A 24,611-nucleotide genomic window follows, 5' to 3' on the forward strand; every position below is an offset into this window, starting at 1 on the left:
CAACCCGTGAACCACAGGCTAGTTCCCCTGGTACCTGCTAAGGAAGTCCCCCATCCGGCCGATGGCCTCTTCGATGTCCTTCACGCTGGGCAGCGTGACCATGCGGAAGTGGTCCGGACGGACCCAGTTGAATGCCCGGCCATGGGAGACCAGGATCTTTTGCTCGCGCAGGAGGTCCAGGACGAACTTCTCGTCATCACGGATATGGAAGACCTCCGGGTCCAGTTTGGGAAACAGGTACAGGGCTCCCCTGGCCTGCTGTGTGCTGACGCCGGGAATGGCATTAAGCAAGTCGTAGGCCTTGTTCCGCTGCTCCAGCAGGCGGCCGCCCGGAAGAATGAGGTCGTTGATGCTCTGGTAGCCGCCCAGGGCAGTCTGGATGGCATGCTGCGCCGGAACGTTGGCGCACAGGCGCATGTTCGCCAGGAGGCTGATGCCCTCGAGGTAGTCCGCGGCGTCCTTCTTGGGACCCGAGATGGCCATCCAGCCGGCGCGGTAGCCGCACACGCGGTAGGCCTTTGAGAGGCCGCTGAATGTCAGGCAGAGGACGTCGTCCCCGGTCAGGCCAGCCATGTTGATGTGGACGGCGTCCTCGTACAGGATCTTCTCGTAGATCTCGTCCGCGAAGATGACCAGGCCGTGCTTCTCGGCGAGCGCCACGATCTTCTTCAGCGTCTCCTCCGGGTACACGGCACCGGTGGGGTTGTTCGGGTTGATCACCACGATGCCCTTGGTCCGCGGGGTGATCTTGGCTTCCATGTCCTCAAGGTCCGGCTGCCATCCGGTGTCCTCGTCGCACAGGTAGTGGACGGGCCTGCCGCCGGCCAGCGCCACGGAGGCGGTCCACAGCGGGTAGTCAGGGGTGGGGATGAGGACCTCGTCGCCGTCGTCAAGGAGTGCCATGAGGGACATGGTGATGAGTTCGCTGACGCCGTTGCCCAGGTAGATGTCGTCCACGTGGATGTTCTGGATGCCGCGGGTCTGGTAGTACTGCGAGACCGCGGTCCGGGCAGAAAAGATGCCGCGCGAGTCGCTGTAGCCCTGGGCGTGCGGCAGGTGCCGGATCATGTCCACCAGGATGGCGTCGGGGGCTTCAAAGCCGAACGGCGCCGGGTTGCCGATGTTCAGCTTAAGGATGCGGTGCCCTTCCGCCTCCATTTGCTGGGCGGCCTGCAGGATAGGTCCACGGATGTCGTAAAGGACGTTATTGAGTTTGGTGGACTGCCTGAATTCTGCCATTCATCAAATATGCCACATGAGGGATAGGTCACCGTTGAGACTTCGGACACACGGACGACGGCGGCCGCCGGACTCCGCAAAGTCCGGCAGCCGCCGTCGTGGTCACCTGCGTGCGCGGGCTTCCGCCCGCGGGTTTCCTACTTCAGGATGCCCTTGTCCTTGAGCCAGGCTTCGGCAGCTTCCTTGGCGCCCTGTTTCTGGCTGCCGCTGACCGCACGGTTGAGGTTGATGAGGTCCTCGGTGGTGAGGATGCTGGAGACGTTGTCCAGCGCTTCCTTGGCCTTGTCGGTCATTTTCGCCGTGTTGTACAGCGGGATGACCTGCTGGGCGATGAAGTTGTTCTTAGGGTCCTCGAGGACCACCAGGTCGTTGTCGGCGATGGAGGGGGTGGTGGTGTAGATGTCAGCCACCTGGACCTTGTCCTCCAGCAGCGCCTTCAGGGTCACCGGACCGCCGCCGTCGCTGAACGGTTCCAGTTTCTTGGGCTCGCAGTTGTAGTTCTCCTTCAGCCCGGGCAGGCCGTACGCACGCTCGGCGAAGGTGGCCGGGGCCCCCACTACGATCTCGCTGCAGACCTTGGCGAGGTCCTCGATGGACTTCAACTGGTATTTTTCCGCCGTGGCCTTGGTGACCACCATCGCGTCCTTGTTCTCTGCCTTGGACGGGGCCAGGACCGCCAGGCCTTCCGGCAGCTTCTCCGGCAGAGCAGCGGCGATGTCCTCGGCGGACTCCTCCTTGGCTCCCTTGTCCACATGCAGCAGCAGGTTGCCGGAGTAGTCCGGAACCACATCAACCGAGCCGTCCTGGACAGCCTTGATGTACACCTCGCGGGAGCCGATGTTCGGCTTGGTTGTGGCCGTGATGCCGGCGGCGTTCAGCGCCCCGGCGTATACCTCCGCCAGGATCTGGCTTTCGGGGAAGTCCGCGGAACCCACCACCAGCGAAGTTGCGCCGCCGGACGCTCCGCCGGTGGGTTCCTGCGACTTGCTGAGCGGATCGGATGACCCGCCGCAGGCAGAGAGCGCCATGGCCAGGCCGAGGCCTGCCGCCAGGCCGCTGAACGTGCGCCGGGCCAGGCGCTGGGGACGGCTATTTTTCATGACTTTCCTCCTTGTGACACAGCTTCCGCCACGGCGGGGTCTGTGAGATCGACCGCGGCCGGCCGGCCGCGGCGGGACTGTTGCGAGGCGCCCCGGGACAGGAACAGCCTCTGGATCAGGGACAGGACTAGGTCGACCGCGATGGCAAGGGCGGCGATCAGCAGGGACCCGCCAAGCATCTGCGGGAAGTCACTGAGGACCAGCCCGTCGAACAGGTACCGGCCCAGGCCACCAAGGTTGATGTAGGCCACCACCGAGACGGTGGCTATCACCTGCAGCACACCGGTGCGGAAGCCGCCGAACATCACTGTGAGGGCGTTGGGCAGCTCGGCCCGGAACAGCACCTGAAGCTCAGTCATGCCCATGGCCCGGGCGGCGTCCACCACGTTACGGTCCACGCTGGAGATGCCCGCGTAGGTTCCTGCCAGCAGCGGCGGGATGGTCAGGATGACCAGCGCCCATACCGGCGGCATCAGCCCGATGCCGGCCAGCAGCACGAACAGCGTCAGCAGCCCCAGCGTAGGCAGGGCCCGCAGAGCCCCGGCGACCGCAACGATGGCCACCTTGCCCTTGCCGGTGTGGCCCACGAACATCCCGATGGGAACCGCGATGGCTGCGGCGATGGCCATGACCAGCCCCGTGTACTGCAGGTGTTCGGCAAGCCTGGCGGGGATGCCTGCGGACCCGGTCCAGTGCAGGGGGTCGCCCAGCCAGGCGAAGGTATCGGAGAAGATGCTCATGCCGCTGCCGCCCGTCCGGCGGCCGGCGTTTTCCTGCCGGCCCGTTCCCACGGTGTGAGGATCCGTTCCAGGAGGACCAGGAGCGCGTCCATGAACAGCGCCAGGACCAGGATCGCCACGATGCCAACGAGCACCTCGGTGATGAAGCCACGCTGGAGACCGGAAGTGAAGAGCATCCCCAGGTTGCCCACGCCCAGCAGGGCAGCGACGCTCACCAGTGAAATGTTGCTGACGGAGACCACCCGCAGTCCGGCGAACAGGACCGGCAGGGAAAGCGGAAGGTCCACCCGCAGGAACCTCGCCACAGGTTTGAATCCCATGGCGACGGCGGCCTGGCTGACATCCGCCGGCACCGAATCAAACGCATCCAGCGCCGCACGGACCAGCAGCGCCACGGCATACAGCGTCAGGGCCACCACCACATTGAGGGGGTCCAGTATCCGGGTGGCGAGGATGGTGGGAAGGATGATGAACAATGCCAGCGACGGGATGGTGTAGAGAAGCGAGGAAGCGGTCAGCACCACGGACCGCAGTGCGCGGTGCCGGCGGGCAAGCTGCGCCAGCGGCACGGCAACCAGCAGTCCCAGGACCATGGGGATGATGGCCAGGACCATATGCTGGCCGGCCCGCTCCAGGACCATGCTGCTGTTGGCCAGGAACCACTCCATCAGCGTGCGGCCTGGCGAACGGCGGCCTGGCGGGCCTGCCGGGACTCTTCGATGAGGGCCAGGACCTCCCGGCCGCGGATGGCGCCCAGCACCCGTCCTTCAGCGTCCACCGCCACGCCAAGGCCCGAGGGCGAGGACAGCGCCGCGTCGAGGGCGCGGCGGAGGCTATCGCCGGGGTGGAACAGCGAACCGCCGGGGATCAGGTCGGCGTCAGTCCCGGGCGTTGCCCAGCCGAGCGGGCGCATGTCGCCGTCCACCACCAGTTGCCAGCCGTCCGCGGCGTCCGGGTCCGAGCTGCGTCCGTCGGCGCCCCGGATGACCGTGGGCACGGGATGGAAGGTGACGCCGTCGGACGCGGTGAAACCGAGGTGGCGGAAGCCCCGGTCCCTGCCCACGAAGGCGGCAACGAAGTCGTTGGCCGGGGCCCGCAGGATCTCCTCCGGCGTGGCGTACTGGGCCAGTTTCCCGCCCACGGCAAACACGGCGACCCGGTCCCCCAGGACGGTGGCCTCATCGATGTCATGGGTGACGAACACGATGGTCTTGGCCAGGTCCTTCTGCAGCCGCAGGAGTTCCTGCTGCAGCTCGTCGCGGACCACGGGGTCGACGGCGCTGAACGGCTCGTCCATGAGGAGGACCGGCGGATCGGCGGCGAGCGCCCGCGCCACCCCCACGCGCTGCTGCTGCCCGCCGGAAAGCTGCGACGGATAGCGGTTGCCCAGGGCCCGCGCCATGCCCACCACGTCCAGCAGCTCTTCCGCGCGTTTGCGGGCTTCCCGCTTGGACATCCCGTTTAATCGCGGAACGGTCGCGATGTTGTCCAGGACTGAGCGGTGCGGGAGGAGGCCGGCGGACTGCATGACGTAGCCCATGGATCGCCGCAGCTCGGCGGCGGGAACCGAGGTGACGTCCTTGCCCGCCACCGTGATGGTGCCGGAGGTGGGCTCCACCATGCGGTTGATCATGCGAAGCGTGGTGGTCTTGCCGCATCCTGATGGCCCCACCAGGACGGTGATGGTGCCCTCGGCGATGGACATGGTCAGGGCGTCCACGGCAGGCTGTCCGCCCTGGTACTGCTTGGTTACCTCGTGGAACTCGATCATCGCCTGGCCCATGGTGCGGACATACCCTCTTCTGTTGGACAGCTTCTGGAGCACCGCGACTTTGTCATCAGCACGCTGCTTGTTAACGTAGCCCAAACCTTTGCCGCGTTCACCAGGAGCGCTCCCAATGCGGGCAAAGGAATCCCTACCGTAACCATTCGGCGCCGGCACCCGGGCCGGATGGGTCGGGACGGGAATAGAGTGTTGAGATGACCAACCTGGAAGTCTCGCCCCAACAGGAAGTCTGTCCTGCTGCCGCTGCGGGGGGAACCGCAGGCCCGTGCCTGGAACTGTGGCCCGAGCGCGAGGTGCCGTTGGGCGGAGTTCGCGCCATGAACGTCCGCCGCACGCTCCCGCAGCGCGGCCTGCCCACCGTCGGGGCGTGGTGTTTCCTGGACAGTTTCGGCCCGGACCGGACCGCGATGTCAGTCCTTCCGCACCCGCACATCGGCCTGCAGACGGTCACCTGGCCTCTGGCGGGCGACATCCGGCACCGTGACAGCGTGGGCAGCGATGTGGTGGTGCGGCCGGGCGAACTGAACATCATGACCGCGGGGCTTGGCGTGTCGCATTCGGAATTTGCCGTCCTTCCAGGGGGTGGCGAACTGCCGGTGCAGCGAGGGCTCCAGCTGTGGGTGGCCCTGCCGGACAGTGAGCGGCGGCGCCCGCCTGCCTTTGAGCAGCACCGTGAACTGCCCCGCGCCGCCGGGGACGGTTTTACCGCCACGGTCATGGTGGGCACCTTCGCCGGGGCCGCTTCCCCGGCCACCATGTACACGCCCATCGTGGGCGCCGATATTGCCTGCGGCGGTCCGGCTGTGCTGCCGCTGGACCCGGCCTTTGAGCACGGCATCCTGGTGCTCGACGGCGGCCTGGCGGTGGATGGGCACGATCTCGGCCCGGGGCCGCTGGGTTACCTGGGGACCGGCCGCAGCGAACTGGCCGTCACCGCGGAGCCCGGCACTCGTTTCCTCCTGATCGGGGGCGAACCGTTCCGGGAGGAGCTGCTGATGTGGTGGAACTTCGTGGGGCGGACCCACGACGAGGTTGCCGCCGCACGCGCCGATTGGGAGGCGCAGGCGGAACTGCCGGACACGGCCGCCGCCGGGGCGCGCTACGGGCTGGTACCCGGGCATGGCCCGGACGCCGGAGCGGAGGCCGGGCGCATCCCGGCTCCGCCGCTGCCGACAGTACGGCTCACTCCGCGCAAGCGTGCCGCCGGAGGCTAAGCCGGGATCCAGGTCGTCGCAAAGCGTCCCGGTGCCCTTGAAGGTGGCCTAGGTGTCCTCTGCCAGCAGCTGAAGGACGCCGAAAACCGGTTCCCGGTCCAGGATCCGGACATCCGTAACGCCGCCATCCGCCAGGTGGCCGCGGAAGGAGTCCTGCAGCGCGGACACATGCATGCCCAGCCCGCCGCCCAGGATCACCGGGCCATTGATGTCCAACTGCCCCAGCACCTCCAGCGCCAGTGCGGCGAGGTCGGCCCCCGCCTGGTCCAGCAGGGCGCGGCTTTCCTGGTGGCCGGCAGTGGCTGCCTCCACCACCAGCCGGGCCTGTTGCGCCCAGAAGCGGCGCCCCGTCTCCGGCGAGTGGAACAACGCGATGAGCCTGTTGGGGTGGTCAACGCCGCAGGCCTGCAACAGGGAAACGGTCAGCCGGTCCGGCTGCAGGCCCTGGTTCATCCGGCGCAGGCTGTGCCGCACCGCTTCCCGTCCCAGCCAGTAGCCGCTGCCTTCATCCCCCAGGAGGTAACCCCAACCGCCCGAACGGGCCTCGCCGCCGTCGCGGTTCCTGCCCCAGGCGGCCGAACCGGTCCCCGCGATCACCGCCACCCCCGTGTCCGCGCCGCCGGCGGCGAGCAGGAGGCGCGAATCATGCACCACCGTCACCCTGGCGCCTGGAACGTGCGGCTGGATCAGCGCGGCCAGGGCAGCCGCATCCTCCACGGTGTCTATGCCGCCCGAGCCGGCATAGACCCGGACCACTGAAGCTCCGCCGATCCTGGCGAAGAGGTCTGCAAGGTTGGCCGCCGCGGTTTCCCGGGAGACGTTCTGGACGTTCGAGCTGCCGGCGGAGTGGTCCGCTACCGCTTTGCCGTCCTCGAAGCGGACCCCGTGCGTCTTGGTGCCGCCGATGTCCAGGCCGACCACCGTCCCGCGAAGGGCATTGGCCATGGATGCTGGGGCTGCTGGGTTTTCGGCGTTGTTCACGTCACAAGATTACTGAAGGTTCCGGCGGACCACGCACGGAAAACCCGGGCAGGGCAGCCGGTGGCGCTAGGCTTGCCGGGTGCCCCATGATGCCCGTCCGCCCGGCGACGATGATCCGCTGAACGGGGAGGATGCACCCCACTGGGAGGGGCACTCCAAGGGTTCGCGGGCCTATGGCAGGATCCTGGCGGGACTGTCCTTTGCGGGAGTGGCCACGTTTGCGCAGCTCTATTCCACCCAGGCGGTACTGCCCATCCTCGCCGCGGACCTCCGCATCACGGCCGCCGAAGCCGCGCTCACCATCTCCCTGGCCACTGTTGGCCTGGCCGTCACGGTGATCCCCTGGTCCTTCCTGGCGGACAGGATCGGCCGCATCCCGGCCATGACCTGGGGCATCTCGGTGGCCACGTTCCTGGGACTCGTGGTGCCGCTGTCCAACAGCTTCGGCATGCTGCTGTCGCTGCGCCTCCTCGAGGGCATGGCGTTGGGCGGCATCCCGGCCATCGCCATCGCCTACCTGAACGAGGAAGTCACCAAGGCACACGCCGCGCTCGCCGCCGGCAGCTACGTTGCCGGTACCACGTTGGGCGGCCTCGCCGGCCGGCTCGTGGCAGGACCCGTGGGCGAACTCTGGGGCTGGCGCGCCGCGGCCCTGGCGGTGTCCGTGCTGGCGACGCTGGCCGCCGTCGCTTTCCTGGTGCTGGTCCCCCGGGCACGGGGCTTCGTCTCTATCCACGGCCCAGGCCTGCGCGGTGCCCTGCGGACGCTGGGCGGGCACTTGGCCAACATCCGGCTGCTGGCCCTCTACGTCCAGGCCTTCCTGATGATGGGCGGATTCGTCGCCGTCTACAACTACCTTGGGTTCCGGTTGTCCGGCGCGCCGTTTAGCATGCCGGCCACCCTGATCAGCCTCATATTCCTGGCGTACCTGTCCGGGACCGTGTCCTCGCGCTGGGCCGCCGGCATGACCCTGCGCTTCGGCCGGCGCGGCGTCCTGCTGGCCGGCCTGGCGCTGGCGACGGCGGGGCTCGCCTTGACGCTGACCAACCAACTGGCAGTCATCCTCGCCGGCCTGGTCCTTTTTACGGGCGGCTTCTTCGCAGCGCACAGCATCGGGGCCGGCTGGACCGGAGCGATTGCGGCGACAGGCCGCGCCCAGGCCGCCTCGCTGTACAACCTCGCCTACTACCTGGGGTCGAGCATCATCGGCTGGGCGGGCGGCCTGGCCTTCCAGGCGGCGGGCTGGAACGCCCTCGCCGCGGCGGTCATGGTCCTGGCGGTCACGACGGCGGTGCTGGTCGCCGTCGTCCATCCTCCCCGGGGCGAGCACGGCCCCGCCGACGCCCGCCGGGGCCGCTGACGCGCCCCAGGGAATGCCCGTGGGCGAGGAGGACGAATTTACCGGCCAGTAGCCCGTCCGGGTCAGCGCGAAATTCGGCGTGACGCGCCCGCGGCGTTCCTCCGGCGCGGAATCTGCCGTTTAGGATGAACAGCAGTAAAACTTCAAGGAGCCGCAGTGAGCACGAACGCCAGGAACACCAGGCCCGGGGCACCCCACGAACCGCTGGACGCGATCGACGAACGCCTGCTCGCAGCGCTGGTGGCGGACGCCCGCATCTCCAACAAGCAGCTCGCTGAACTGGTGGGCATCGCCCCCTCCACTGCCCTCATGCGCACCCGTGCATTGTCCGAGCGCGGCATCGTCCAGGGCTACGAGGCCAAGCTGAACCTTTCGGCGATCGGACGTTCCGTGCAGGCGCTGGTGGCGGTGCGGCTGCGGGCGCACGACCGGGACCAGATCGACCGGTTTACCTCCCGGGTCCCCCACCTTCCGGCGGTCCTGTCGACCTTCCACACGTCGGGCTCCGTGGATTACCTGCTGCACATTGCTGTGGGCAGCACCGAGGACCTCCGCGACTGGGTCCTGGACAACCTGGCGACGGATCCCGTGGTCGGCCACACCGAGACCACGCTGGTGTTCGAGCACATCCAGGGCAACCACGGCCCCATTCCCGGTTAGGTCGGGCACCGTATCGGACGCCTCCGTCAGGCCCGCCCGTCAGGGTTGCCGGCCAGACCGGCGCAGCGGTCCGTCAGGCAGCGGTGCGCCCGCGCACCGCCTGCACGAGTGTCAGAGCTGCCAGCCCCAGGGCAACGGCCCCGCACGTCCCCGCGAAGCCCGCTACAGCTGCGCCCAGGCCGAAAGCCCCAGCGGCCCAGCCGAGGCCCAGCACGGGCGCGGCGCTGCCCAGGTACGTAATTACGTAGACGGTGCTGATGATCTGTGCGTGCCGGGCGGGCTCCACCTGAGCCGCCACATTGTTGAAAACCGTCCGGAAGGCCAGGCCCTGGCCGGCGCCGGCCGTGATGCTGGCGGCCACCAGCAGTGTGGGACTGTGCCACTGGCCCGCGAAGCCCAGCAGCGCCACGGACACACCGAGCACCGCCAGGCCCGCCGGGACCACATAACGGCCGCGCACGCTGAGCAGCTGGCTCAGGGCCGACGCCGCCAGGGTGAGCCCAGCGAGCAGGCCGATTGCTGGCCGGGAATCGGTGCCGAGGACCTGGGCGAAGTAACCCGGCGCCAGCGACAGTGCGAAGCCGAACACCGCAAAGCTGAGAAAGCCGACGGCGGAGGCGAGCCAGAATGCGCCTCGCGCCTCCCGGGACACCGACGGACGCCGCGGGGCCAGTGCCTGCAGCGGGCGCGGACCGGTGGGCAGCTGGATGGCTGGACGTGCCCGCAGCAGGTAGAGCGGCACCAGCAGCGCGGCCAGGACCACGGAATGGACGTAGTAGGGCGTTGACGTGGCATCCGGGAGGAGCGAAAGCATGCCGCCGATGACCGGGCCAGCGGCCACGCCCCCGGCGGAAGCAAGCAGTGTGAAGCGGGAGGCCCACTCCGGACGCTGCGGCAGCAGTTCGCGCAGTGCCGCCGCGCTGGCGCCGGTAGCCAGGCCCACGGCAGCACCCTGGAGTGCGCGGCCGGCGCTGAGCGCAACCAGGCTTTGGGCCTCAGCGAAGATCCACCCACCGGCCAGGCCTCCAAGCACTGCAAGGATCAGGGCGGCCCTGCGGCCGATATGGTCCGACCAGTGCCCGGCCAGCATGAGGGTTGCCACGAGGGCCAGCACGTAGGTGGCGAACGCAGCGGTGACTCCCAGGCTGGAAAGGCCAAGCTCTTCCTGCAGGAGCGGATAAAGCGGCGTGGCGAGGTTGGCACCGACCAGGAGCACGAAAATGACCGCCCCCGCCATGACCAGGCGGGAGGTGGTGGAGGCATCCCAGCCCGCGGTGGTTGCCGAGGCGGGGCGCATGCGCAGTTCGCTGAAGACAGTCAATGTGGTGCCTTTGCTGAATCCGCGCAGCAGCAGCCCTTGTGGGGTGCGTGCGCGGGTGTACCGGTGATGGCTCCAGAATGCGGCACTCCTGCCTCATTGAGCGCTTATTCGTGGGATAATTGAGCAAAATATTCAAATCTATGCCCGCGCAATGCAGGAGAGTGACCATTTGAACACCCTGGACCCAACGGACCTGAAGATCCTCCTGGCCCTGGTCCGCGACCCCCGGGTGCAGATCGCGGAACTCAGCGAATCCCTGGGCATCGCACGAAACACGGCGCAGACCCGTGTCCGCAGGCTGCTGCGCGCCGGCGTGCTACGCCCCGGCGGCCGGGAGGTGGACCTCGAAGCTGTGGGCTATGACGTGCTGGCCTTCGTCACCATTGAAGTGTCCCACCGTGAATTGGACGGCGTAGTGGCCGCGCTCAGGCTGATCCCCCAGGTCCTCGAAGTGCACGAAATCTCCGGCCGGGGCGATGTCTGGTGCCGGGTCGCGGCCCGGGATACCCACAACCTCCAGGCTTCGCTGCGCCAGGTGCTGCGGATCAAGGGCGTCATCCGCACCGAAACCGTCCTGGCCCTGCACACGCACATCCCCTACCGCACCGATCCCCTGATCAGCGGCCTGGCCAGGTAACCGGCGGGGTAACGGGGCGGCGTGCACGGCGCAGACTAGGATTTCCTGCATGGATTGGCTCACTTACGCTTCACAGATCAATTGGCTGGCGGTGCTCCTGGCCTTTATCTCCACGCTCGCGGTGGGATTCATCTGGTACATGCCTCCGGTGTTGGGCAACCGCTGGATGGCAGCGATCGGCAAGACCGAGGAAGACCTCAAGAACATCAGCGGAGGCCCCTGGCTCTGGCTGCCCATGATGCTGGCATCCGCCGTCACCGCCGTCCTCCTGGCTGTCCTGATGGCCGCCCTGGGCCTGGACAACGCCCTCGAAGGCGCCGTCTTCGGCCTCACCGCGGGCCTCGTGTTCCGTGCCGGCGGCCATGTCATCCACAACGGGTTCGCCGGGCGGCCGGCGGCAGTGACGCTGATCGATTCCGGACACGACCTCGTGGCCATGGCACTGGCAGGCGCAATCATCGGGGCGCTGTCCTGATGCGCCGGGTCCGGAGCCACGCGTGACCATCATTGACAACGCCGTCTATGTGGACGGAGTGCGGCATGCCGAACCCAAGAGCCTCGAGCAGACTTTCGAGACCCTCGCCGACCACGGCGGAATGGCCTGGATTGGCCTGTACCGGCCCACGGCCGATGAGATGGCGGCCGTGGCCGCGGAGTTCGGGCTTCACGACCTGGCGGTAGAGGACGCAGTCTCGGCGCACCAGCGGCCAAAGCTGGAGCGCTACGGGGACAGCCTTTTCACTGTCCTCCGCCCTGCCAGGTACCTGGACGAGACAGAGACGGTGGAATTCGGCGAACTCCACGTCTTCACGGGAAGCAACTTCGTGGTGACGGTACGCCACGCCGAAATGGCCGGAGTAGCCGGGGTGCGCCGCCGGCTGGAGTCCCGGCCGGACCTGCTGCGCCACGGCCCGGAAGCCGTGCTGTACGCGCTGCTGGACCGGGTGGTGGACGACTATGCCCCTGTGGTGGCCGGGCTGGAAAACGACATCGACGAAATCGAGGACCAGCTATTCAGCGGCGATACTGCCGTCTCACGGCGCATCTACGAACTGGCGCGCGAGGTGATCCAGTTCCAGCGGGCCATCCACCCCCTGCCCGGCATGATGCAGCAGCTCAAGCGCGGGTTCGAAAAGTACGGGGTGGATTCGGAGCTCCAGCACAGTCTCCGCGATGTGGAGGACCATGTGGCCCGGGTGATTTCCCGCGCCGATTCCTTCCGCGAACTGCTGCAGAATGCCTTGACCCTGGACGGAACCCTGACGGCCAACCGCCAGAACGAGGCCAGCGCCCGGCAGAACGAGCAGGTCAAGAAGATCTCCTCCTGGGCCGCAATTTTCTTCGCCCCGTCGTTCGTCGCGGGCGTGTACGGCATGAACTTCGATCACATGCCCGAGCTCCACTGGCCCTGGGGTTATCCCATGTCCCTGGGGCTGATGCTGGCCACGGCAGTTGCGATGTACGGCATCTTCAAGAGAAAAGGCTGGCTGTAGGAGTGGCGCTCCGGGCACTCAGCCGGGGACGGATCATCGTGCCCGGCACCCCGCGCCAGCTGGGAACCTGCGGCCTGTTCCCGCCGTCGTCCGCCCAGCGCCGGCCTGTGGCGGCGGGCGGACGCATCTTCGATGCAAAGGCCTGCGTGCCCGGCTTCCTGTGGATCGGTTTCGGTGAACTGTGCGCCGCGGATGTCCCGGCCGGCGTGTTCACCGTGCTGGCAGCAGGGCACAGCTTGTGGGTGGTTGACGACGTCCCGCCGCCGGGCACTGGCACGGCCGGCCGAGCCCCGGCCGCGGCGTGGCAGCGTTTCGCGGACCTGCTGGAGGAACTGGCGGCCGTGGATGCCGCACTGTTCCTCGCGGTGCGCGAAGTACCCGAATGGTCCGAAGCAGCCGGGTCCGCGACCGATCCGGAGGTGAGGGAGGCACTGCTGCGGATTGGCGGCATGCTTTCCGGGCTTCCGCGGACGGAATCGCACGAACGCCTCGCCGTGGAAGGAATCTCCGGGTCCTAGCTGTGCTCAGCCAGGAGGTTGGTTCCACCTGCTGATGGGTGGTTTGACAGCCACCGTCCGGGATCCGCCCGAGCTTCGCCGCCCTGACGTGGGCAGTCTCTGTGGCTGGTCCGGTCCGACCACACGCGCTTCCACTGGCTCTTGACCTGAAGCTCTGGCGGGAGCACCATTCACGCACGAGCGCCTTTCCACCCGACGCCCCTCACCCACTACGGAAGGCATTCGCATGACACTCCTACGTTTCCTGGCACCAGCTGCCGCTGCCGTCATGGTGCTGGCTTCGGCGGCCCCGGGCGCCGCGGCCGCACCTGAACAGTTCGGCCCGTTCGAGGAGTCATACTCGTTTACGGTTGACTGCGGACCCTTCGATGTGGCCATCAGCGGGACAGCGTCCACGCGCTACACGCGCTTCACCGACAGCGAGGGAAATGTCACCCGGGTCCAACAATTCGTATCGGCGCCGGCAGACACCTGGGTGAACCTGACATCGCAGGAGTCCATCGTCGTCAGGGGCAACTTCCTGCAAACGTGGGATGCATCGAACGGACAACTTGCCATCGTGGGCTTCCGCTATCTGGTAAATGAACCGGGCGATGGCGTGACAGTCCAGGAGGTCGGCAGGATCATTTACGCCGACCGGACCGAGCTGGAAGTGATAAGCATGACCGGCCAACACGAGGTCTACAGCGAAGAGCTGATTGGCCCCGCCTTCTGCGGAGAACTGGAGTAGACGGGTCCGGCGATAGCGGCCCCGTGGACTGAACCCCCTGCTGCGGCCCTATTCCGCCGCCACAGGGCAGATGCCCGGCGGGTTGGCGTTCACACATATGTTCTTCGCCCAAGTGTTCAACGTCCCCTCGTCGCGCGCGTCCAGCCGTCCATTGTCGAGCATGGTGTTTGATTCAAACGTGTTGTTCGATCCGCGCACCGAGATGCCGTCGCCTTCGTTCAGGTCCGTACCCTTGTTGTTGTTTGCAATGTTTCCCGTCACGATGTTGGCGTTGTTGTTGGCCGCCATGAACAGACCAACATCGTTCCAGCTGAGGTCGTTGCCGAGGATCCGGGTTTCCCTTGCGCGTGCAGCGGGGGTCATTGACAGGCCCGCTGTGGTCATCGTGAGAGCGTTGCCTTCGACGAGCACGCCGCTGGCGGTGTCAGCGGGGGCCACGGTCCGAGGTGCAAGGAACGCGACGTTGGCCCCGGTGAGATGGCTGATGCTATTGCCGAGAATGCTCAAGCCCTGATTCCTGCCGTATACCTCGACGCCCCTTGAAGTTATCACCGGTTGCCCGGGGACCTGTTCCGGGAATCTCACCGCCGGGTCCAACCCTGGATCCTGGTTCACTCTGTTGCCACCGATGAAGGTGCCGTCGGGTTGCTTCACTCCCCCGATGGTGACGTTGTTCGTGTTCTCGACACCAACGAAGAACCGATCCCGCCTCGAGTCATTGTCCCTGATCGTGACGCTTTCAGCGCCAGCGTAGCTCCAGCCAATCTCGTATACCTTGTCGTCCTGGCCATAGGACTTGTTGCCGGTGATGCTCACATCCCTCATCACGTAGCGCTGGTTCGCGACACCGAAGTAGTTGTTCCGAAGGCAGTTGTTGGCGAAGATGGATGCGCGGCCATCCGTCGTACCCAGCTCGGTTGTGTAGATGCCGGTGGAGCCGAGCTCAACGCCGAGATAATTGTTCCGTATCAGGTTGTCGTGGATGTTGAAGCCGGAGTGGAGGTTGTCCGTCTCAATGGCCGCCTCATGCAAGGCCAGTGTTGAGGGCGACAATGGGAAAGGCCTTGCGGGGTTGTCAACTACCGTCGCCTGACTGTTGTTTTGTTCCTGCACCACGAGGCCGGACAGCTCGATGCTGTTGGCCTGCAGGCTCAGGATTGAATCGGCAACCTCCTCCGGGGCACCCGGAGGCGAGAGGATCGCAAAGCGTGCCGGGTCCAGCAGTCCGGTGAACTGCGCTTCGTCGGGCAGGAAGCAGTCCAGCCCCTTCACCGCCTCAACCGGCCCCTGGATGGTGATCTTTTTGGTGATGGTCACGCGCTCTGCATAGCTGCCCGGGCAGACCTTCACAGTATCGCCGTTCTTTGCTGCCGTAACCGCCGCGCCGATTGTCCTGTAGGCCTCTGGACCGCATTGTCCGCCGTCGTCGTCCACGACCAAGGTGACGGGTTCGGCGGCCGCGGCCGCAGGTGCGACGCTTATTGCCCCGAGGGCCGCACAGCAAAGCAATGCACTTCTTTTCATGGTGGGTTCCCCTGCTTTTCGTTGAGCTTCACTTCACCCTGGCCCCCATAGACGGGGCGGGGTCTGGCCACATCAACCGGAACCCGAACCACTGCGAGCCTGTTCCAGGGAGTGGCGAAGAGGCGGACGAGCAAGATGCGCGGCGCCGGCATCCCAAGGCTTGATCCAAATGTAGGAAGAATTTTATGACTCATAAATGCCACCGGCCAGAGTAAATCCCTACAGGGAGGCAACACATAGCTGACTCTCACAAGCGCTCTGACTTCCACCCACGGCAGCAGGGCAGGGCGGTAGTCCGCTCCGCTCACACTCAAAGTTTGTTGACCCCGTGTGGCTGGAGGGTCAGCCGATCCCTCCCGGCTGAGCTTCCTTCGTCTAGGACGCCTCCGCCGAGGCCAGGCCCGGCATGAGCGTGTACGCACACGAGTATCACAACGCCTGACAAAGGCTTACAAATTGTGGAGCTAAGGAGATTCGAACTCCTGACCTCTTCGATGCGAACGAAGCGCTCTACCAACTGAGCTATAGCCCCCGGCCGGTTGAACCGGTGACCTTAGGCTACAAATTTTCGCGGCCTAATGCCAACCGCCACGTCCGGTGTCAGGCGCGGCGGCGCTGCAGGACGTCGTCGAGGTTGCTCAGCGCGCTCTGCGCCTTGGTGAGCTGGCGGGGCTCGACGGCTCCGGACGGCTGGGCGGGAGCGGCCCCCTGCTTGAGGGACGGTTTACCGACCGCCTTCGGGGCTACCGGCAGAGCCAGCGGTTCAGGCTCCGGACGCTCCGCTTTGGCGGCTTCCACATAGACGGGCTTGGGGACCTCAACAGGCTCCCACGGGGTGCCTGCGGGAACCGCAGGCTGGACCGGCGTGACGGTGTCGCCGGCGGCCAGGGCAACAGCCAGGGCGGCCTCCCGGAGTTCGACGGCGGTCAGCGGCTTGACATCGTTCTGGCCGGCTTCGGCGTCGAACAAGGGGCGTTCCGGCTTTTCCGCCGGAGCAGGCGCGGCGGCCGGCTTGGGCGGCACATGCGCGGAGGCGCGGGCGCTGCCGGCAGTCGCCGCCATGGCGTTCCGGAATGCGGTGTCTACCCGGCGCCGGCGGTCCCTGACTGCCAGGCGCCGCAGGATGAGAACGGACAGGATTGTCACGGCCAGGCAGGCCATGGTGAGCACGAAACTACCCAGTCCGAAGGCCAGCAGCACACCGGAGACTACGGCCGTGGCCAGGGAAAGCAGTCCGGCCAGGGCCAACGCCGTGCGGCCGTACCGGATGCGCAGTCGCCCGGCAGGGGCGGCGGCATCCTTGGCGGTTCCTGCGCTCTTCCTGGGGTCCATGGCTTTCTCCTGATGGGCTGCAATGTTCAACACGAGGCCTGCGGGACGGTCCGGGGTTCGGTCGGCCAGGGCATCCGCCGGCATGTCGCCGGCCGGCTGCAGCCGCTGCCGGTGGTTCCGAAGGACATATGGCGCGACCCACACAATCCAGAGCGCAACAGCAACCACAAGGATCACTGAGCTGCTAAGGGGAAAGTCCACACTCAAAACCGTATGAGTATCTCGGCGGCTGCACTCGCATTCGCGCCGGTGTGTCGTCCCTCTGCCACCAAATCATTGGATTTATGACGGACCGGCGGCGAGCCAGCGGTTCAGCAGCCCTTCCGGCACCTCCTCGGCCGTGAGCGCGAAGGACCGGTGGTCCGCCCACTCGCCATTGATGTGCAGGAAGCGGGGCCGGTAGCCCTCATCCCGAAACCCCAGCTTTTCCACTACCCGCAGGCTGGGTCCGTTTTCCGGCCGGATGTTGATCTCCATCCGGTGCAGCCCCAGCGTCCGGAAGCAATGGTCCGTGGTGAGCGCCACCGCCGTGGGCGCGATCCCCTGGCCGGCACGCGCCTGGTCCACCCAGTAGCCCAGCGTGGCCATCATGGCCGAACCCCATACGATCGACGACACGGTCAACTGACCCACGATGGCGGGATGCCTGCGGCCGGGCACTCGCTCTGTGATCACAAAAGGGAGTGCCGTGGCCTGGGCCGCCTGCGCATTGAGGGACCGGACCATCTGGCGGTAATTCGGCAGGCCGCCGGCCGGGTCAGGGTTGGACGCCTCCCACGGGGCTAGCCATTGGCCATTGCGGGACCGGACCTCGGTCCATTCCTTTTTGTCCCGGTACCGGATGGGCCGCAGCACGAGGTCGCCGCATTCCAGTGTGACCGGCCAGATGGGGCTTAGCCGCACGGCGCTACTTCGACAGGCCGGCGGTGAAGCCGGGCAGCCATTCGCGCAGTCCCGGACCCAGGTCCTCGCTGTCGATGGCCAGCTGTACGCAGGCCTTGAGGTAGCTCAGCTTGTCTCCGGTGTCGTAGCGGCGGCCCCGGAAAACCACCCCATAAACTCCACAGCCGTCACCGTCGCCGGCGGCCAGTTCCTGCAGGGCGTCCGTCAGCTGGATCTCGCCGCCGCGCCCGGGACCGGTCCTTTCCAGGACGTTAAACACTTCCGGATGCAGGACGTAACGGCCGATCACTGCCAGGTTGGACGGAGCTTCCTCCGGCGAGGGCTTCTCCACGAGCCGGTTGACCCGGACGTACCCTTCGCCGTCGATCGCCTCGACGTCTGCGCACCCGTACGCGCTGATCTGTGAAGGCTCCACCTCGATAAGGGCCACCACGGAGCCGCCAGTCCTGGCCTGGACGTCGATCATCGTGCCTAGGAGCTCGTCCCTGGCGTCGATGAGGTCATCACCGAGCAGGACGGCAAACGGCTCTTCACCCACGTGCTGGCGGGCGCGAAGGACAGCATGTCCCAAGCCATTGGGATCGCCCTGGCGGACGTAGTGGATGTCGCCGAGCTTGGTGGCGGCCTGGACGGCCTCGAGTTTCCGGGTGTCGCCCTTGTCCGACAAGGTCGACTCCAGGGACGGGACACGGTCGAAGTGGTCCTCCAGCGCCCGCTTGCTGCGTCCGGTGATCATCAGCACGTCCTGGAGACCCACGCTGACAGCTTCCTCCACGACATACTGGATGGCAGGCTTGTCCACCACAGGGAGCATCTCCTTGGGCATCGCCTTGGTGGCCGGCAGGAACCGGGTACCCAGTCCTGCAGCAGGAATGACGGCTTTGCGGACTCTCGGGCTACTGGTACTCACCGGACTAATCTAACGTCAGCGTCAAGCATTCAGTAACAGTGGATGCCCGGCGCATTCAAGGCGATCACGGAAGGCAGTAACGTGCACCAGGATTCAACATCAGCCAAGGACGCCATCCGGACGGCCCACCGGCGGCACAGGGCAGCCCTCACACCGCAGGAACGGGAAGCGGCCGCCGCGGCGCTGGCCCGAAACGGCCTGGCCTGGACGCGGTCCGTCACCGGCGACACGCCCGGCACCGTCTGCGTCTATCTCAGCGTGGGGTTCGAGCCACCAACGCTCCGGCTCATCGAAGCCCTGCACGGGGCAGGGCACAGCGTCCTGCTGCCCGTATGCGAACCGGGCCGGGAACTCGCCTGGGTGTATTGGGGCCCCGGTACCGAATACGAGCGGAGCCGCTTCGCTCCCATCCTGGAGCCTGTGGGCGAACGGCACGGGCCGGAAACCGCCGGCGGGGCCGCTGCCCTGTTCATTCCGGCCACCGCCGTGGACGTCGAGGGCAACAGGATCGGCCAGGGCGGGGGCTATTACGACAAGTTTCTGGGCCACCTGGCCACGGCCGGCAAGGAAATCCCGCTGGCGGCCGTGATCTACGACGAGGAACTGCTGCCCGCCGGGATCATACCGGCCGAGGCCTTCGACCGACCCGTGCCCGCCGTGCTCACCCCCGGCGGTTTCCGGGATCTCCCGGCGGCCTGACCCGTCGCGCAGCCGTTCTCCGGCAGATGATAGAATTGGCACTCAGGCCCTGCGACTGCTAATGCGGCGACCCGATAAACGGTTCCGCGGACCGGCAGCACGGGACCTCTCGTTTGTCCAAGAGGAGGAGCACCAGTGCCAACGTATGCATATGCCTGCAAGGATTGCGGCCATGCCTTCGACATTGTCCAGTCGTTCTCTGACAGCACTTTGACGTCCTGCCCTGAATGCGAGGGAACCCTGCGCAAGAAGTTCAACAGCGTGGGTGTGGTATTCAAGGGCTCCGGTTTCTACCGCACCGATTCCCGCGACGCCAAGGGCAGCACCGTTTCAGCCGCGCCGTCCGCACCGGCGGCGACCCCTTCGGCTGCCCCCGCAGCACCTGCTCCGGCGGCTGCTGCCAGCTGATCAGCCGGCGCGCTCCCGTCGACGGGCGCCCCCAGGCTTTTCCACATACGAAAACCGGTCCTGAGTTTTCCGCCGGCGCAGCTCCTACCGTGGGCTTATGCCTGCTTTCTTCCTTCGCAGCCGGACCAGCCGGCAACCGCCCGGCACCAGCCCGGGTAACCCCGCCGCACTCCGCCATGGATCCCGCAGGAGGCTTCCCGCACGGCTCACCGGCTGGGTTAACCGGAACCGGAGGCTCGCAGTGGCGCTGCTTCTATGCGCGGCAGCCGCCAGCGCCGTCCATCAACTGACGCCCGCGCCGCTGGACACGGCGGCCGCCGTCGCTGCCACGAGGGATCTGCCTGCCGGGGCCACCATGGGTGATGCCGACCTCGCGAACGTCCGGGTGCCTCCCGGGACGGTGGCCGAGGGCTTCTTCCGGCAGCGGGACCAGGCCATGGGCCGGCAGCTCGCGGGCCCCTTGCGGAAGGGACAGCTCCTCACCGACGCCCAGTTGGTCGGTCCGGGGCTCCTGGCCGGCACGCCGGTGGGCTCCGCCGCAGTTCCCCTGCGGATGGCAGATCCCTCCTCCGTCCGTCTGGTCTCCCCTGGCCAACTGGTGAACGTGGTGCTCACCGGTGCCGGCGGGTTTGAGGAAACGCGTCCGCCGGAAGTCCTGGCCAAGGGCGTGCCGGTCCTGTGGACGTCTGCCCAGGGTGGGGAGGGCGGCCAATGGCTGGGCACATCCGAGACGGAGGGACTGCTGGTGGTGGCTGCGGGGGCAGAGCAGGCCGCCCGCCTGGCGGGCGCCTCCACCCGCGGCAAGCTGTTCTTCGTCCTCGTTGGCCAGTAACCCGTGCTAGCCCCAGTGCGGCGGTCGCTGCTCCTTGAGCCACGCGTCGTGGTCCTCGTCGCGGTCCCCCCAAGCCCGCGGATCGTCCTCGGCGGCCTTGTCCGGAAGTACCCTGCCCTGGCCCGGCTGTGCGGCAGCCGAACCCCTGGACCCGGAATCCCCTGTGGCGGAGTTCCTGGTCACACCGTCCCTGGCAGCGGCATCCTTGGCAGCCGCATCGTTGGCAACAGCATCCTTTGCCATGCCGTCCTTCTTCGCTTCCGGGCTCACGCTGCCCGCCTCCTCTTCAAATGATGCACGGGGATCTGATTCCGCCGACCGGGCGGCGATGGCATCACGCAGGTCAATGCCATTCAAGGCCTGGTCCACGTCGTCGTCAAGGAACGCGGCGGCAGGCGCCGTCCTGCCGGGGAGGGCAAGCCTTTCGAGCCCCAGATAGCCCGCGATCCGGTCTGCGCAGGACGATGGATCGGTGAACACCTCAATGGTCCACAGCGGCATGTACCGCCAGCCCAGGCGCTCCAGCAGCTGCGGCCGCAGCCGGCTCCGCTCGCGTACGCTCATGGTCCGGTACTGCTCCGTGCCGTCGGACTCGATGGCAACCGGCCTGGGAAGTTCCGCTTCATCCTGCCCCATGGTGCTCAGCGGGTCCGCCGCTGCAACGACGTCGATCGCGCCGTCGTACTGGTGCCATACCCGGGCGCCGCGGGCCCGGAGCCGGTCACCCAGGTCGGCTACTAGCGGGTCGGCGCCCAGCGCCTGTTCACTGGCGGCGGCGCGCGAGGCCGGGGTGCCCAGGTCGGTGTTGCCGGCGATCTCACGGTCCAGGAGCGTGTAGAGGTCCATGGCACCGTGCGTCAGCCGGGTGTGGTCCAGATCCTCCGGCCGGAAGCACGTCAGGACGTGCATGGAGCGGCGAGCGCGCGTCATGGCCAGTGCGAACTTTTCGCGGCCGCCCTCGGCGGACAGCGGACCGAAGCTGTGCAGCGCCCGGCCATGTGGCGTCCGGCCGAAACCGGGCGAGAAGATGACGTGGTCGCGCACCAGGCCCTGCGCACGTTCCAGGTCGACCACCCGGAAGGATTCAGGGCCGGCACCAAAGAAAGCCGACAGCCCGGGATGGTTGGGCAGCTGGAGGCGGATGGCTTCGCCGATCCGCGCCGCATGCCGCAGGCTGGCGGTGACTACGGCAAGGGAGGTCCGGGGGCGGGTCCGGGCGTGCTCGAAGACCAGGTGGACTACGCGGTTAACCTCCGCCGCCACGGACTCAACGCCCTCGTCGTTGGCGCTGGGCAGCCCTGTTCCGTCCGCGAGGTACTCGACCAGCAGGGAGCGGTCCAGCCCCGTGGCGGTCTGCCCTTCGGGCAGGAGGCGGAGGCCGCCGTCGTAGAAATTCTTGCTGAGCTGCAGGACCAGGTCCTCGTCCACCGCGCGGTACACGAAGTTCAGCCGCCACACGGGCAGCACCTCGGAGAGGGCGGTAAACGCGCTTTGCACCCGGTGGTGGGCAGCTTCACCGGGTGCGAGCCGCTCGACGCCGACGGTGAAGGTCCGGGGGCTGGCGATGCGGGCGTCCCCGAAGGCAACGACCTGGCGGGCGCGGGCGATCGAGGGCAGCACCGCCTGCAGGGAGGTTGCCTCGGCGTCGAGGATGACCACGGCGTCGAACCGCTGTTCGGCCGGGAGCAGGCCTGTCATCAGGTAGGGACTGACGGACCAGACCGGCACCAGGCTGGAGATCAGCTCGGGTGCCTGCGCCGTAAGGGCGGGCAGGGACACCCTGCCGTCCTTCAGCAGGCTTCGGAGCAGGGCGGCCTGGCGCGGGTGGGCCGCGATGGCGCTCCGCCAGCGCTCGGCGAGGTCCCAGCGCAGCCGCGCGGAGCCGCTGGCGATGTGGGCGTTGTCCGCGAGGCGGTACTCCGCTTCGAGCTGGCGGAGCGCCTCGCCGTCGGACATGGCAAGATAGTCGTCGCCGCTGATCATGGCTTCGAGCGCGGACTGCCACCAGGCCAGGTCCAGCTCGGCCGCGACGGATTCGGCCGGCACTTCGCGTTCGGCCAGGTCTGCCAGCAGCTCGCCCAGGCCGTGCTCGCGCATGTGCTCCACCAGCAGGGTCCGCTCGGGCAGGGTCTTGAGCGTCCCGGCGTCGGCGGAAAGCCGCCGCAGCCGGTCCATGAGTTCCGGATAAGGTACGGAGGCAAGTGCTGCGCCGGCGGCAGTGTGCCGCAGCGCCTCCCCCAACTGCTCAAGCTCACGGTCCAATGCCCGGTAGATGGTGTTCATCTCAGCGAGGCCGGACGGAACCGCCGGATGGCGCTGCGTGGTGGCATAGCCGTCCCACAGTCCGCGCTGCTCCTGGACCAGGACCAGGGAGCTGTGCAGGTCTGCGATGTGGACGCCGGGCCGGACATATTCCTTTGCCACACGGCGCAGACGGGAGCGCTGCATGGCGGTCAGCTCTATCCCGCGCTCACGGCGCCAGGCGGCGGGCGCCGTGGCCGAAATCAGGTCCGTGACGGGGCGGTCGAAGATGTCCGGGGTGAACTTGTCCAGGCTCTCGCGGACGGCAAGCAGCAGCTCCAGCTGCTCACCCCACTCGGCAAATGAATTGCCCAGCCGGATCTCGGCGTGCTCCGCAACGGACTCCATGCGCTCCCGCAGGGCCGGCAGGCTCTTTTCGAGGGACCGGACCAGGTCCAGTGCCTCTTCGGTCTCCTTGCGCGTGAGCAGCCGGGCTCCGTGCCAGGGGCTGGTGGTGGAGGCTTTGCTGAAACTGCCCAGCTCGGCAGCCCGGCGGAGCCGGCCGGCCAGCTCTTCCCGATCACGGATGCTGTCCAGCACGCTCCGTTTGAGCCGCACCGTAGTGGCGGGTGCGGGGTGGATGGAGGTGAGTTCCGCCAGCGATTGCATCGCCTGGTAGGGCGAGCAGCCCCAGCGCTGCCGGACGTTGTGCAGGGAGGCCACGTGGTCCGTCAGGGCGTGGCGGTGTTCCGTCAGCGTCTTGTGGAGGTTCTCCAGCTGGGGTTCAAGGGATTTTTCGTTCCGTACGATGGCCCTGACGAGCTGCGCCTTGAGTTGCTGCGGGGTCACGTTGCCGGAGAGCTGGAAAAGGATGGATTCCAGGCCCAGGGTGTCCAGCTGTCCGGACACTTCATTGAGGCTGGCGCGGCGGTCCCCCACCACCAGAACGGTCTTCCCCTCATCCACGAGGGCTCCGATGGTGTTGATGGCAGTCTGGGTCTGGCCGGTCCCCGGCGGCGTGCTGACCACCAGCGAATCCCCGGCACGTACGGCGTCAACCACGTACTGCTGGTCCCGGTCGGCGTCCAGCAGCAGGAGTTCGTCCCGGGGGTGCCGCTGGTCCAGTGGGGGGAAACGGGAAGGATCCGGTTCCTGGACGTCCACAACCTCGCCGCCGGCAGCGGTGGCCAGCGCCGAGACGATGGGGTTGGAATCGTTGATCCAGGGGTCGTCCAGGTTACCGGAGAGGTCCGCGAACGTGGACACCAGGAGGTTGTGCTGGGCTTCGGCGCCGTGGATGGGCCTGATAAGCGCAGCAAGCCGGTCCAGGACGGGCTGGGGGTCAAAGCGTGCCGTGCTGTAGGCCAGGCGGGTAACGGCGTTGACGTCGAACACAATCCCGTGGATGGTCTTCAGGTGCCGCACCAGGGCCGGATTGATGTGGGCCTGCTCGGTCAGTTGCAGTTCGAAGTCGTCCTCCCCCGGCCGGACGGTCAGGGTGACGGCCGTAAGCATGACCGGTGCGGAGATTCGTTGGGGCTTGCCGCCCACGGCGGAGGTCCACACGACCGTTCCGGCGGAGAGGTAACCGGCATCGATTCCGCGGTCGTTGGACAGCTCAAAGATCTTCGAGCGGATGTTCCGGGACGCGCGGGCTGCCACCAGGTACTGGTCCCGGTCGCGGATCAGCGTGGACAGCCGGGTCCGGCGCCCGGCCATGAGCTGGGCGAGCCCCGAGGGATGCGCGTGGGTCAGGTCAATGGACCCTTCGGGCGTCTTCGTGAAACGCAGCATGGTGTCCGCCCCGGTTACGGGTTTAAGCCCGGACAGCCATTTTCGCAGCTCTTCCGAGCCTTCCGGGTGGCCTTGACCAACTGACACTACTGCCTTCTTTTCTGCGCTTGCACCTGACGCCCTGGACCATACCGGCATAGATTCGAGCGTAGCCGCTATGACGCCGGACTGAGAGACCGCAACACTGCG

Annotated in this window: 23 protein-coding genes and 1 tRNA gene; 11 read left to right on the forward strand and 13 right to left on the reverse strand. The window is 67.2% G+C overall.

Features of this window, described 5'->3' with window-relative positions; all coding sequences use genetic code 11:
- Window positions 1-18 precede the first annotated feature (18 nt).
- The 5 genes from ACIQCM_RS04430 to ACIQCM_RS04450 all read right to left on the reverse strand — a co-directional run bounded on the left by ACIQCM_RS04430 (window position 19) and on the right by ACIQCM_RS04450 (window position 4,862).
- Window positions 19-1,239 (reverse strand): pyridoxal phosphate-dependent aminotransferase, encoded by a 1,221-nt coding sequence (locus tag ACIQCM_RS04430; protein ID WP_400603121.1) that lies wholly within the window; start codon window positions 1,237-1,239, stop codon window positions 19-21.
- A gap of 137 nt (window positions 1,240-1,376) precedes the next feature.
- Entirely contained in the window at window positions 1,377-2,339 is a 963-nt protein-coding gene (locus tag ACIQCM_RS04435; protein ID WP_400603120.1) for an ABC transporter substrate-binding protein, read from the reverse strand.
- Window positions 2,336-3,079 carry an ABC transporter permease gene (locus ACIQCM_RS04440; RefSeq protein ID WP_400603119.1) on the reverse strand — a complete coding sequence of 248 codons (744 nt, stop codon included), beginning with the start codon at window positions 3,077-3,079 and terminating at the stop codon, window positions 2,336-2,338. The genes ACIQCM_RS04435 and ACIQCM_RS04440 overlap by 4 nt, the downstream gene beginning before the upstream one ends.
- Window positions 3,076-3,747 carry an ABC transporter permease gene (locus ACIQCM_RS04445; RefSeq protein ID WP_400603118.1) on the reverse strand — a complete coding sequence of 224 codons (672 nt, stop codon included), beginning with the start codon at window positions 3,745-3,747 and terminating at the stop codon, window positions 3,076-3,078. The genes ACIQCM_RS04440 and ACIQCM_RS04445 overlap by 4 nt, the downstream gene beginning before the upstream one ends.
- A complete protein-coding gene (locus ACIQCM_RS04450; RefSeq protein WP_400604235.1) occupies window positions 3,747-4,862 on the reverse strand; it encodes an ABC transporter ATP-binding protein in 1,116 nt (371 codons plus the stop codon). Before ACIQCM_RS04450 ends, ACIQCM_RS04445 begins: the two co-directional genes overlap by 1 nt.
- A 197-nt stretch (window positions 4,863-5,059) precedes the next feature.
- On the opposite strand from ACIQCM_RS04450, the gene ACIQCM_RS04455 reads away from it, so the two are divergent.
- Window positions 5,060-6,079, forward strand: a complete 1,020-nt coding sequence (locus ACIQCM_RS04455; RefSeq protein WP_400603117.1) for a pirin family protein — start codon at window positions 5,060-5,062, stop codon at window positions 6,077-6,079.
- Between the two features lie 48 nt (window positions 6,080-6,127).
- Here the strand turns inward: ACIQCM_RS04455 and ACIQCM_RS04460 are convergent, their stop codons facing one another.
- Window positions 6,128-7,060, reverse strand: a complete 933-nt coding sequence (locus tag ACIQCM_RS04460; RefSeq protein ID WP_400603116.1) for an N-acetylglucosamine kinase — start codon at window positions 7,058-7,060, stop codon at window positions 6,128-6,130.
- Window positions 7,061-7,178: 118 nt separating this feature from the next.
- Between ACIQCM_RS04460 and ACIQCM_RS04465 the strand changes: the two genes are divergently transcribed.
- Together ACIQCM_RS04465 and ACIQCM_RS04470 are read left to right on the forward strand one after the other, a co-directional pair.
- Window positions 7,179-8,420, forward strand: a complete 1,242-nt coding sequence (locus ACIQCM_RS04465) for an MFS transporter (protein WP_400604233.1) — start codon at window positions 7,179-7,181, stop codon at window positions 8,418-8,420.
- A 156-nt stretch (window positions 8,421-8,576) separates the two neighbouring features.
- Entirely contained in the window at window positions 8,577-9,080 is a 504-nt protein-coding gene (locus ACIQCM_RS04470; protein ID WP_400603115.1) for an Lrp/AsnC family transcriptional regulator, read from the forward strand.
- 73 nt (window positions 9,081-9,153) lie between these two features.
- Here ACIQCM_RS04470 and ACIQCM_RS04475 read toward each other — a convergent pair whose 3' ends face one another.
- Window positions 9,154-10,401 (reverse strand): MFS transporter, encoded by a 1,248-nt coding sequence (locus tag ACIQCM_RS04475; RefSeq protein ID WP_400603114.1) that lies wholly within the window; start codon window positions 10,399-10,401, stop codon window positions 9,154-9,156.
- Between the two features lie 151 nt (window positions 10,402-10,552).
- Here ACIQCM_RS04475 and ACIQCM_RS04480 point away from each other — a divergent pair, with 151 nt between their 5' ends.
- The 5 genes from ACIQCM_RS04480 to ACIQCM_RS04500 all read left to right on the forward strand — a co-directional run bounded on the left by ACIQCM_RS04480 (window position 10,553) and on the right by ACIQCM_RS04500 (window position 13,779).
- On the forward strand, window positions 10,553-11,038 hold the full coding sequence (locus ACIQCM_RS04480) for an Lrp/AsnC family transcriptional regulator (RefSeq protein ID WP_400603113.1): 486 nt from the start codon (window positions 10,553-10,555) through the stop codon (window positions 11,036-11,038).
- A 49-nt stretch (window positions 11,039-11,087) separates the two neighbouring features.
- Window positions 11,088-11,513, forward strand: coding sequence for a DUF1761 domain-containing protein (locus tag ACIQCM_RS04485; RefSeq protein WP_400603112.1), 426 nt, complete (start codon window positions 11,088-11,090; stop codon window positions 11,511-11,513).
- Between the two features lie 22 nt (window positions 11,514-11,535).
- On the forward strand, window positions 11,536-12,531 hold the full coding sequence (gene corA / locus ACIQCM_RS04490) for a magnesium/cobalt transporter CorA (protein ID WP_400603111.1): 996 nt from the start codon (window positions 11,536-11,538) through the stop codon (window positions 12,529-12,531).
- Between the two features lie 2 nt (window positions 12,532-12,533).
- Window positions 12,534-13,049 carry a hypothetical protein gene (locus ACIQCM_RS04495; RefSeq protein WP_400603110.1) on the forward strand — a complete coding sequence of 172 codons (516 nt, stop codon included), beginning with the start codon at window positions 12,534-12,536 and terminating at the stop codon, window positions 13,047-13,049.
- A gap of 226 nt (window positions 13,050-13,275) precedes the next feature.
- Complete coding sequence (locus tag ACIQCM_RS04500) at window positions 13,276-13,779, forward strand: hypothetical protein (RefSeq protein ID WP_400603109.1); 504 nt, start codon at window positions 13,276-13,278, stop codon at window positions 13,777-13,779.
- Between the two features lie 48 nt (window positions 13,780-13,827).
- Here ACIQCM_RS04500 and ACIQCM_RS04505 read toward each other — a convergent pair whose 3' ends face one another.
- From ACIQCM_RS04505 to galU, 5 genes are all read right to left on the reverse strand, one after another.
- Window positions 13,828-15,303 carry a hypothetical protein gene (locus ACIQCM_RS04505; protein WP_400603108.1) on the reverse strand — a complete coding sequence of 492 codons (1,476 nt, stop codon included), beginning with the start codon at window positions 15,301-15,303 and terminating at the stop codon, window positions 13,828-13,830.
- Between the two features lie 459 nt (window positions 15,304-15,762).
- Window positions 15,763-15,835 (reverse strand) — tRNA-Ala (locus tag ACIQCM_RS04510).
- A 68-nt stretch (window positions 15,836-15,903) separates the two neighbouring features.
- Window positions 15,904-16,812: a hypothetical protein gene (locus ACIQCM_RS04515; RefSeq protein ID WP_400604231.1), complete on the reverse strand. Its 909-nt coding sequence runs from the start codon at window positions 16,810-16,812 to the stop codon at window positions 15,904-15,906.
- Window positions 16,813-16,917: 105 nt separating this feature from the next.
- Entirely contained in the window at window positions 16,918-17,538 is a 621-nt protein-coding gene (locus tag ACIQCM_RS04520; RefSeq protein WP_400603107.1) for a GNAT family N-acetyltransferase, read from the reverse strand.
- Window positions 17,539-17,542: 4 nt separating this feature from the next.
- Window positions 17,543-18,448: a UTP--glucose-1-phosphate uridylyltransferase GalU gene (galU, locus tag ACIQCM_RS04525; RefSeq protein ID WP_400603106.1), complete on the reverse strand. Its 906-nt coding sequence runs from the start codon at window positions 18,446-18,448 to the stop codon at window positions 17,543-17,545.
- A 42-nt stretch (window positions 18,449-18,490) separates the two neighbouring features.
- On the opposite strand from galU, the gene ACIQCM_RS04530 reads away from it, so the two are divergent.
- The 3 genes from ACIQCM_RS04530 to ACIQCM_RS04540 all read left to right on the forward strand — a co-directional run bounded on the left by ACIQCM_RS04530 (window position 18,491) and on the right by ACIQCM_RS04540 (window position 20,387).
- Window positions 18,491-19,147, forward strand: a complete 657-nt coding sequence (locus ACIQCM_RS04530; RefSeq protein WP_400603105.1) for a 5-formyltetrahydrofolate cyclo-ligase — start codon at window positions 18,491-18,493, stop codon at window positions 19,145-19,147.
- Between the two features lie 135 nt (window positions 19,148-19,282).
- Window positions 19,283-19,555 (forward strand): FmdB family zinc ribbon protein, encoded by a 273-nt coding sequence (locus ACIQCM_RS04535; protein WP_400603104.1) that lies wholly within the window; start codon window positions 19,283-19,285, stop codon window positions 19,553-19,555.
- A gap of 97 nt (window positions 19,556-19,652) precedes the next feature.
- Window positions 19,653-20,387 carry an RcpC/CpaB family pilus assembly protein gene (locus tag ACIQCM_RS04540; protein ID WP_400603103.1) on the forward strand — a complete coding sequence of 245 codons (735 nt, stop codon included), beginning with the start codon at window positions 19,653-19,655 and terminating at the stop codon, window positions 20,385-20,387.
- A gap of 6 nt (window positions 20,388-20,393) precedes the next feature.
- Here ACIQCM_RS04540 and ACIQCM_RS04545 read toward each other — a convergent pair whose 3' ends face one another.
- On the reverse strand, window positions 20,394-24,560 hold the full coding sequence (locus ACIQCM_RS04545; RefSeq protein ID WP_400603102.1) for a DUF4011 domain-containing protein: 4,167 nt from the start codon (window positions 24,558-24,560) through the stop codon (window positions 20,394-20,396).
- Window positions 24,561-24,611 lie beyond the last annotated feature (51 nt).

Source organism: Pseudarthrobacter sp. NPDC092439 (assembly GCF_044754945.1).
Lineage (GTDB): Bacteria > Actinomycetota > Actinomycetes > Actinomycetales > Micrococcaceae > Arthrobacter.

Excerpts from the sequence above, each read along its gene's own strand:
- ACIQCM_RS04500 (WP_400603109.1), top strand. The coding sequence starts at position 13,276 with ATGACACTCCTACGTTTCCTGGCACCAGCTGCCGCTGCCGTCATGGTG.
- ACIQCM_RS04455 (WP_400603117.1), top strand. The coding sequence starts at position 5,060 with ATGACCAACCTGGAAGTCTCGCCCCAACAGGAAGTCTGTCCTGCTGCC.
- ACIQCM_RS04530 (WP_400603105.1), top strand. The coding sequence starts at position 18,491 with ATGCCCGGCGCATTCAAGGCGATCACGGAAGGCAGTAACGTGCACCAG.
- ACIQCM_RS04505 (WP_400603108.1), bottom strand. The coding sequence starts at position 15,303 with ATGAAAAGAAGTGCATTGCTTTGCTGTGCGGCCCTCGGGGCAATAAGC.
- ACIQCM_RS04540 (WP_400603103.1), top strand. The coding sequence starts at position 19,653 with ATGCCTGCTTTCTTCCTTCGCAGCCGGACCAGCCGGCAACCGCCCGGC.
- ACIQCM_RS04440 (WP_400603119.1), bottom strand. The coding sequence starts at position 3,079 with ATGAGCATCTTCTCCGATACCTTCGCCTGGCTGGGCGACCCCCTGCAC.
- ACIQCM_RS04485 (WP_400603112.1), top strand. The coding sequence starts at position 11,088 with ATGGATTGGCTCACTTACGCTTCACAGATCAATTGGCTGGCGGTGCTC.
- ACIQCM_RS04430 (WP_400603121.1), bottom strand. The coding sequence starts at position 1,239 with ATGGCAGAATTCAGGCAGTCCACCAAACTCAATAACGTCCTTTACGAC.
- ACIQCM_RS04480 (WP_400603113.1), top strand. The coding sequence starts at position 10,553 with ATGCAGGAGAGTGACCATTTGAACACCCTGGACCCAACGGACCTGAAG.
- ACIQCM_RS04435 (WP_400603120.1), bottom strand. The coding sequence starts at position 2,339 with ATGAAAAATAGCCGTCCCCAGCGCCTGGCCCGGCGCACGTTCAGCGGC.
- ACIQCM_RS04445 (WP_400603118.1), bottom strand. The coding sequence starts at position 3,747 with ATGGAGTGGTTCCTGGCCAACAGCAGCATGGTCCTGGAGCGGGCCGGC.
- ACIQCM_RS04545 (WP_400603102.1), bottom strand. The coding sequence starts at position 24,560 with ATGCCGGTATGGTCCAGGGCGTCAGGTGCAAGCGCAGAAAAGAAGGCA.
- ACIQCM_RS04450 (WP_400604235.1), bottom strand. The coding sequence starts at position 4,862 with ATGGGCCAGGCGATGATCGAGTTCCACGAGGTAACCAAGCAGTACCAG.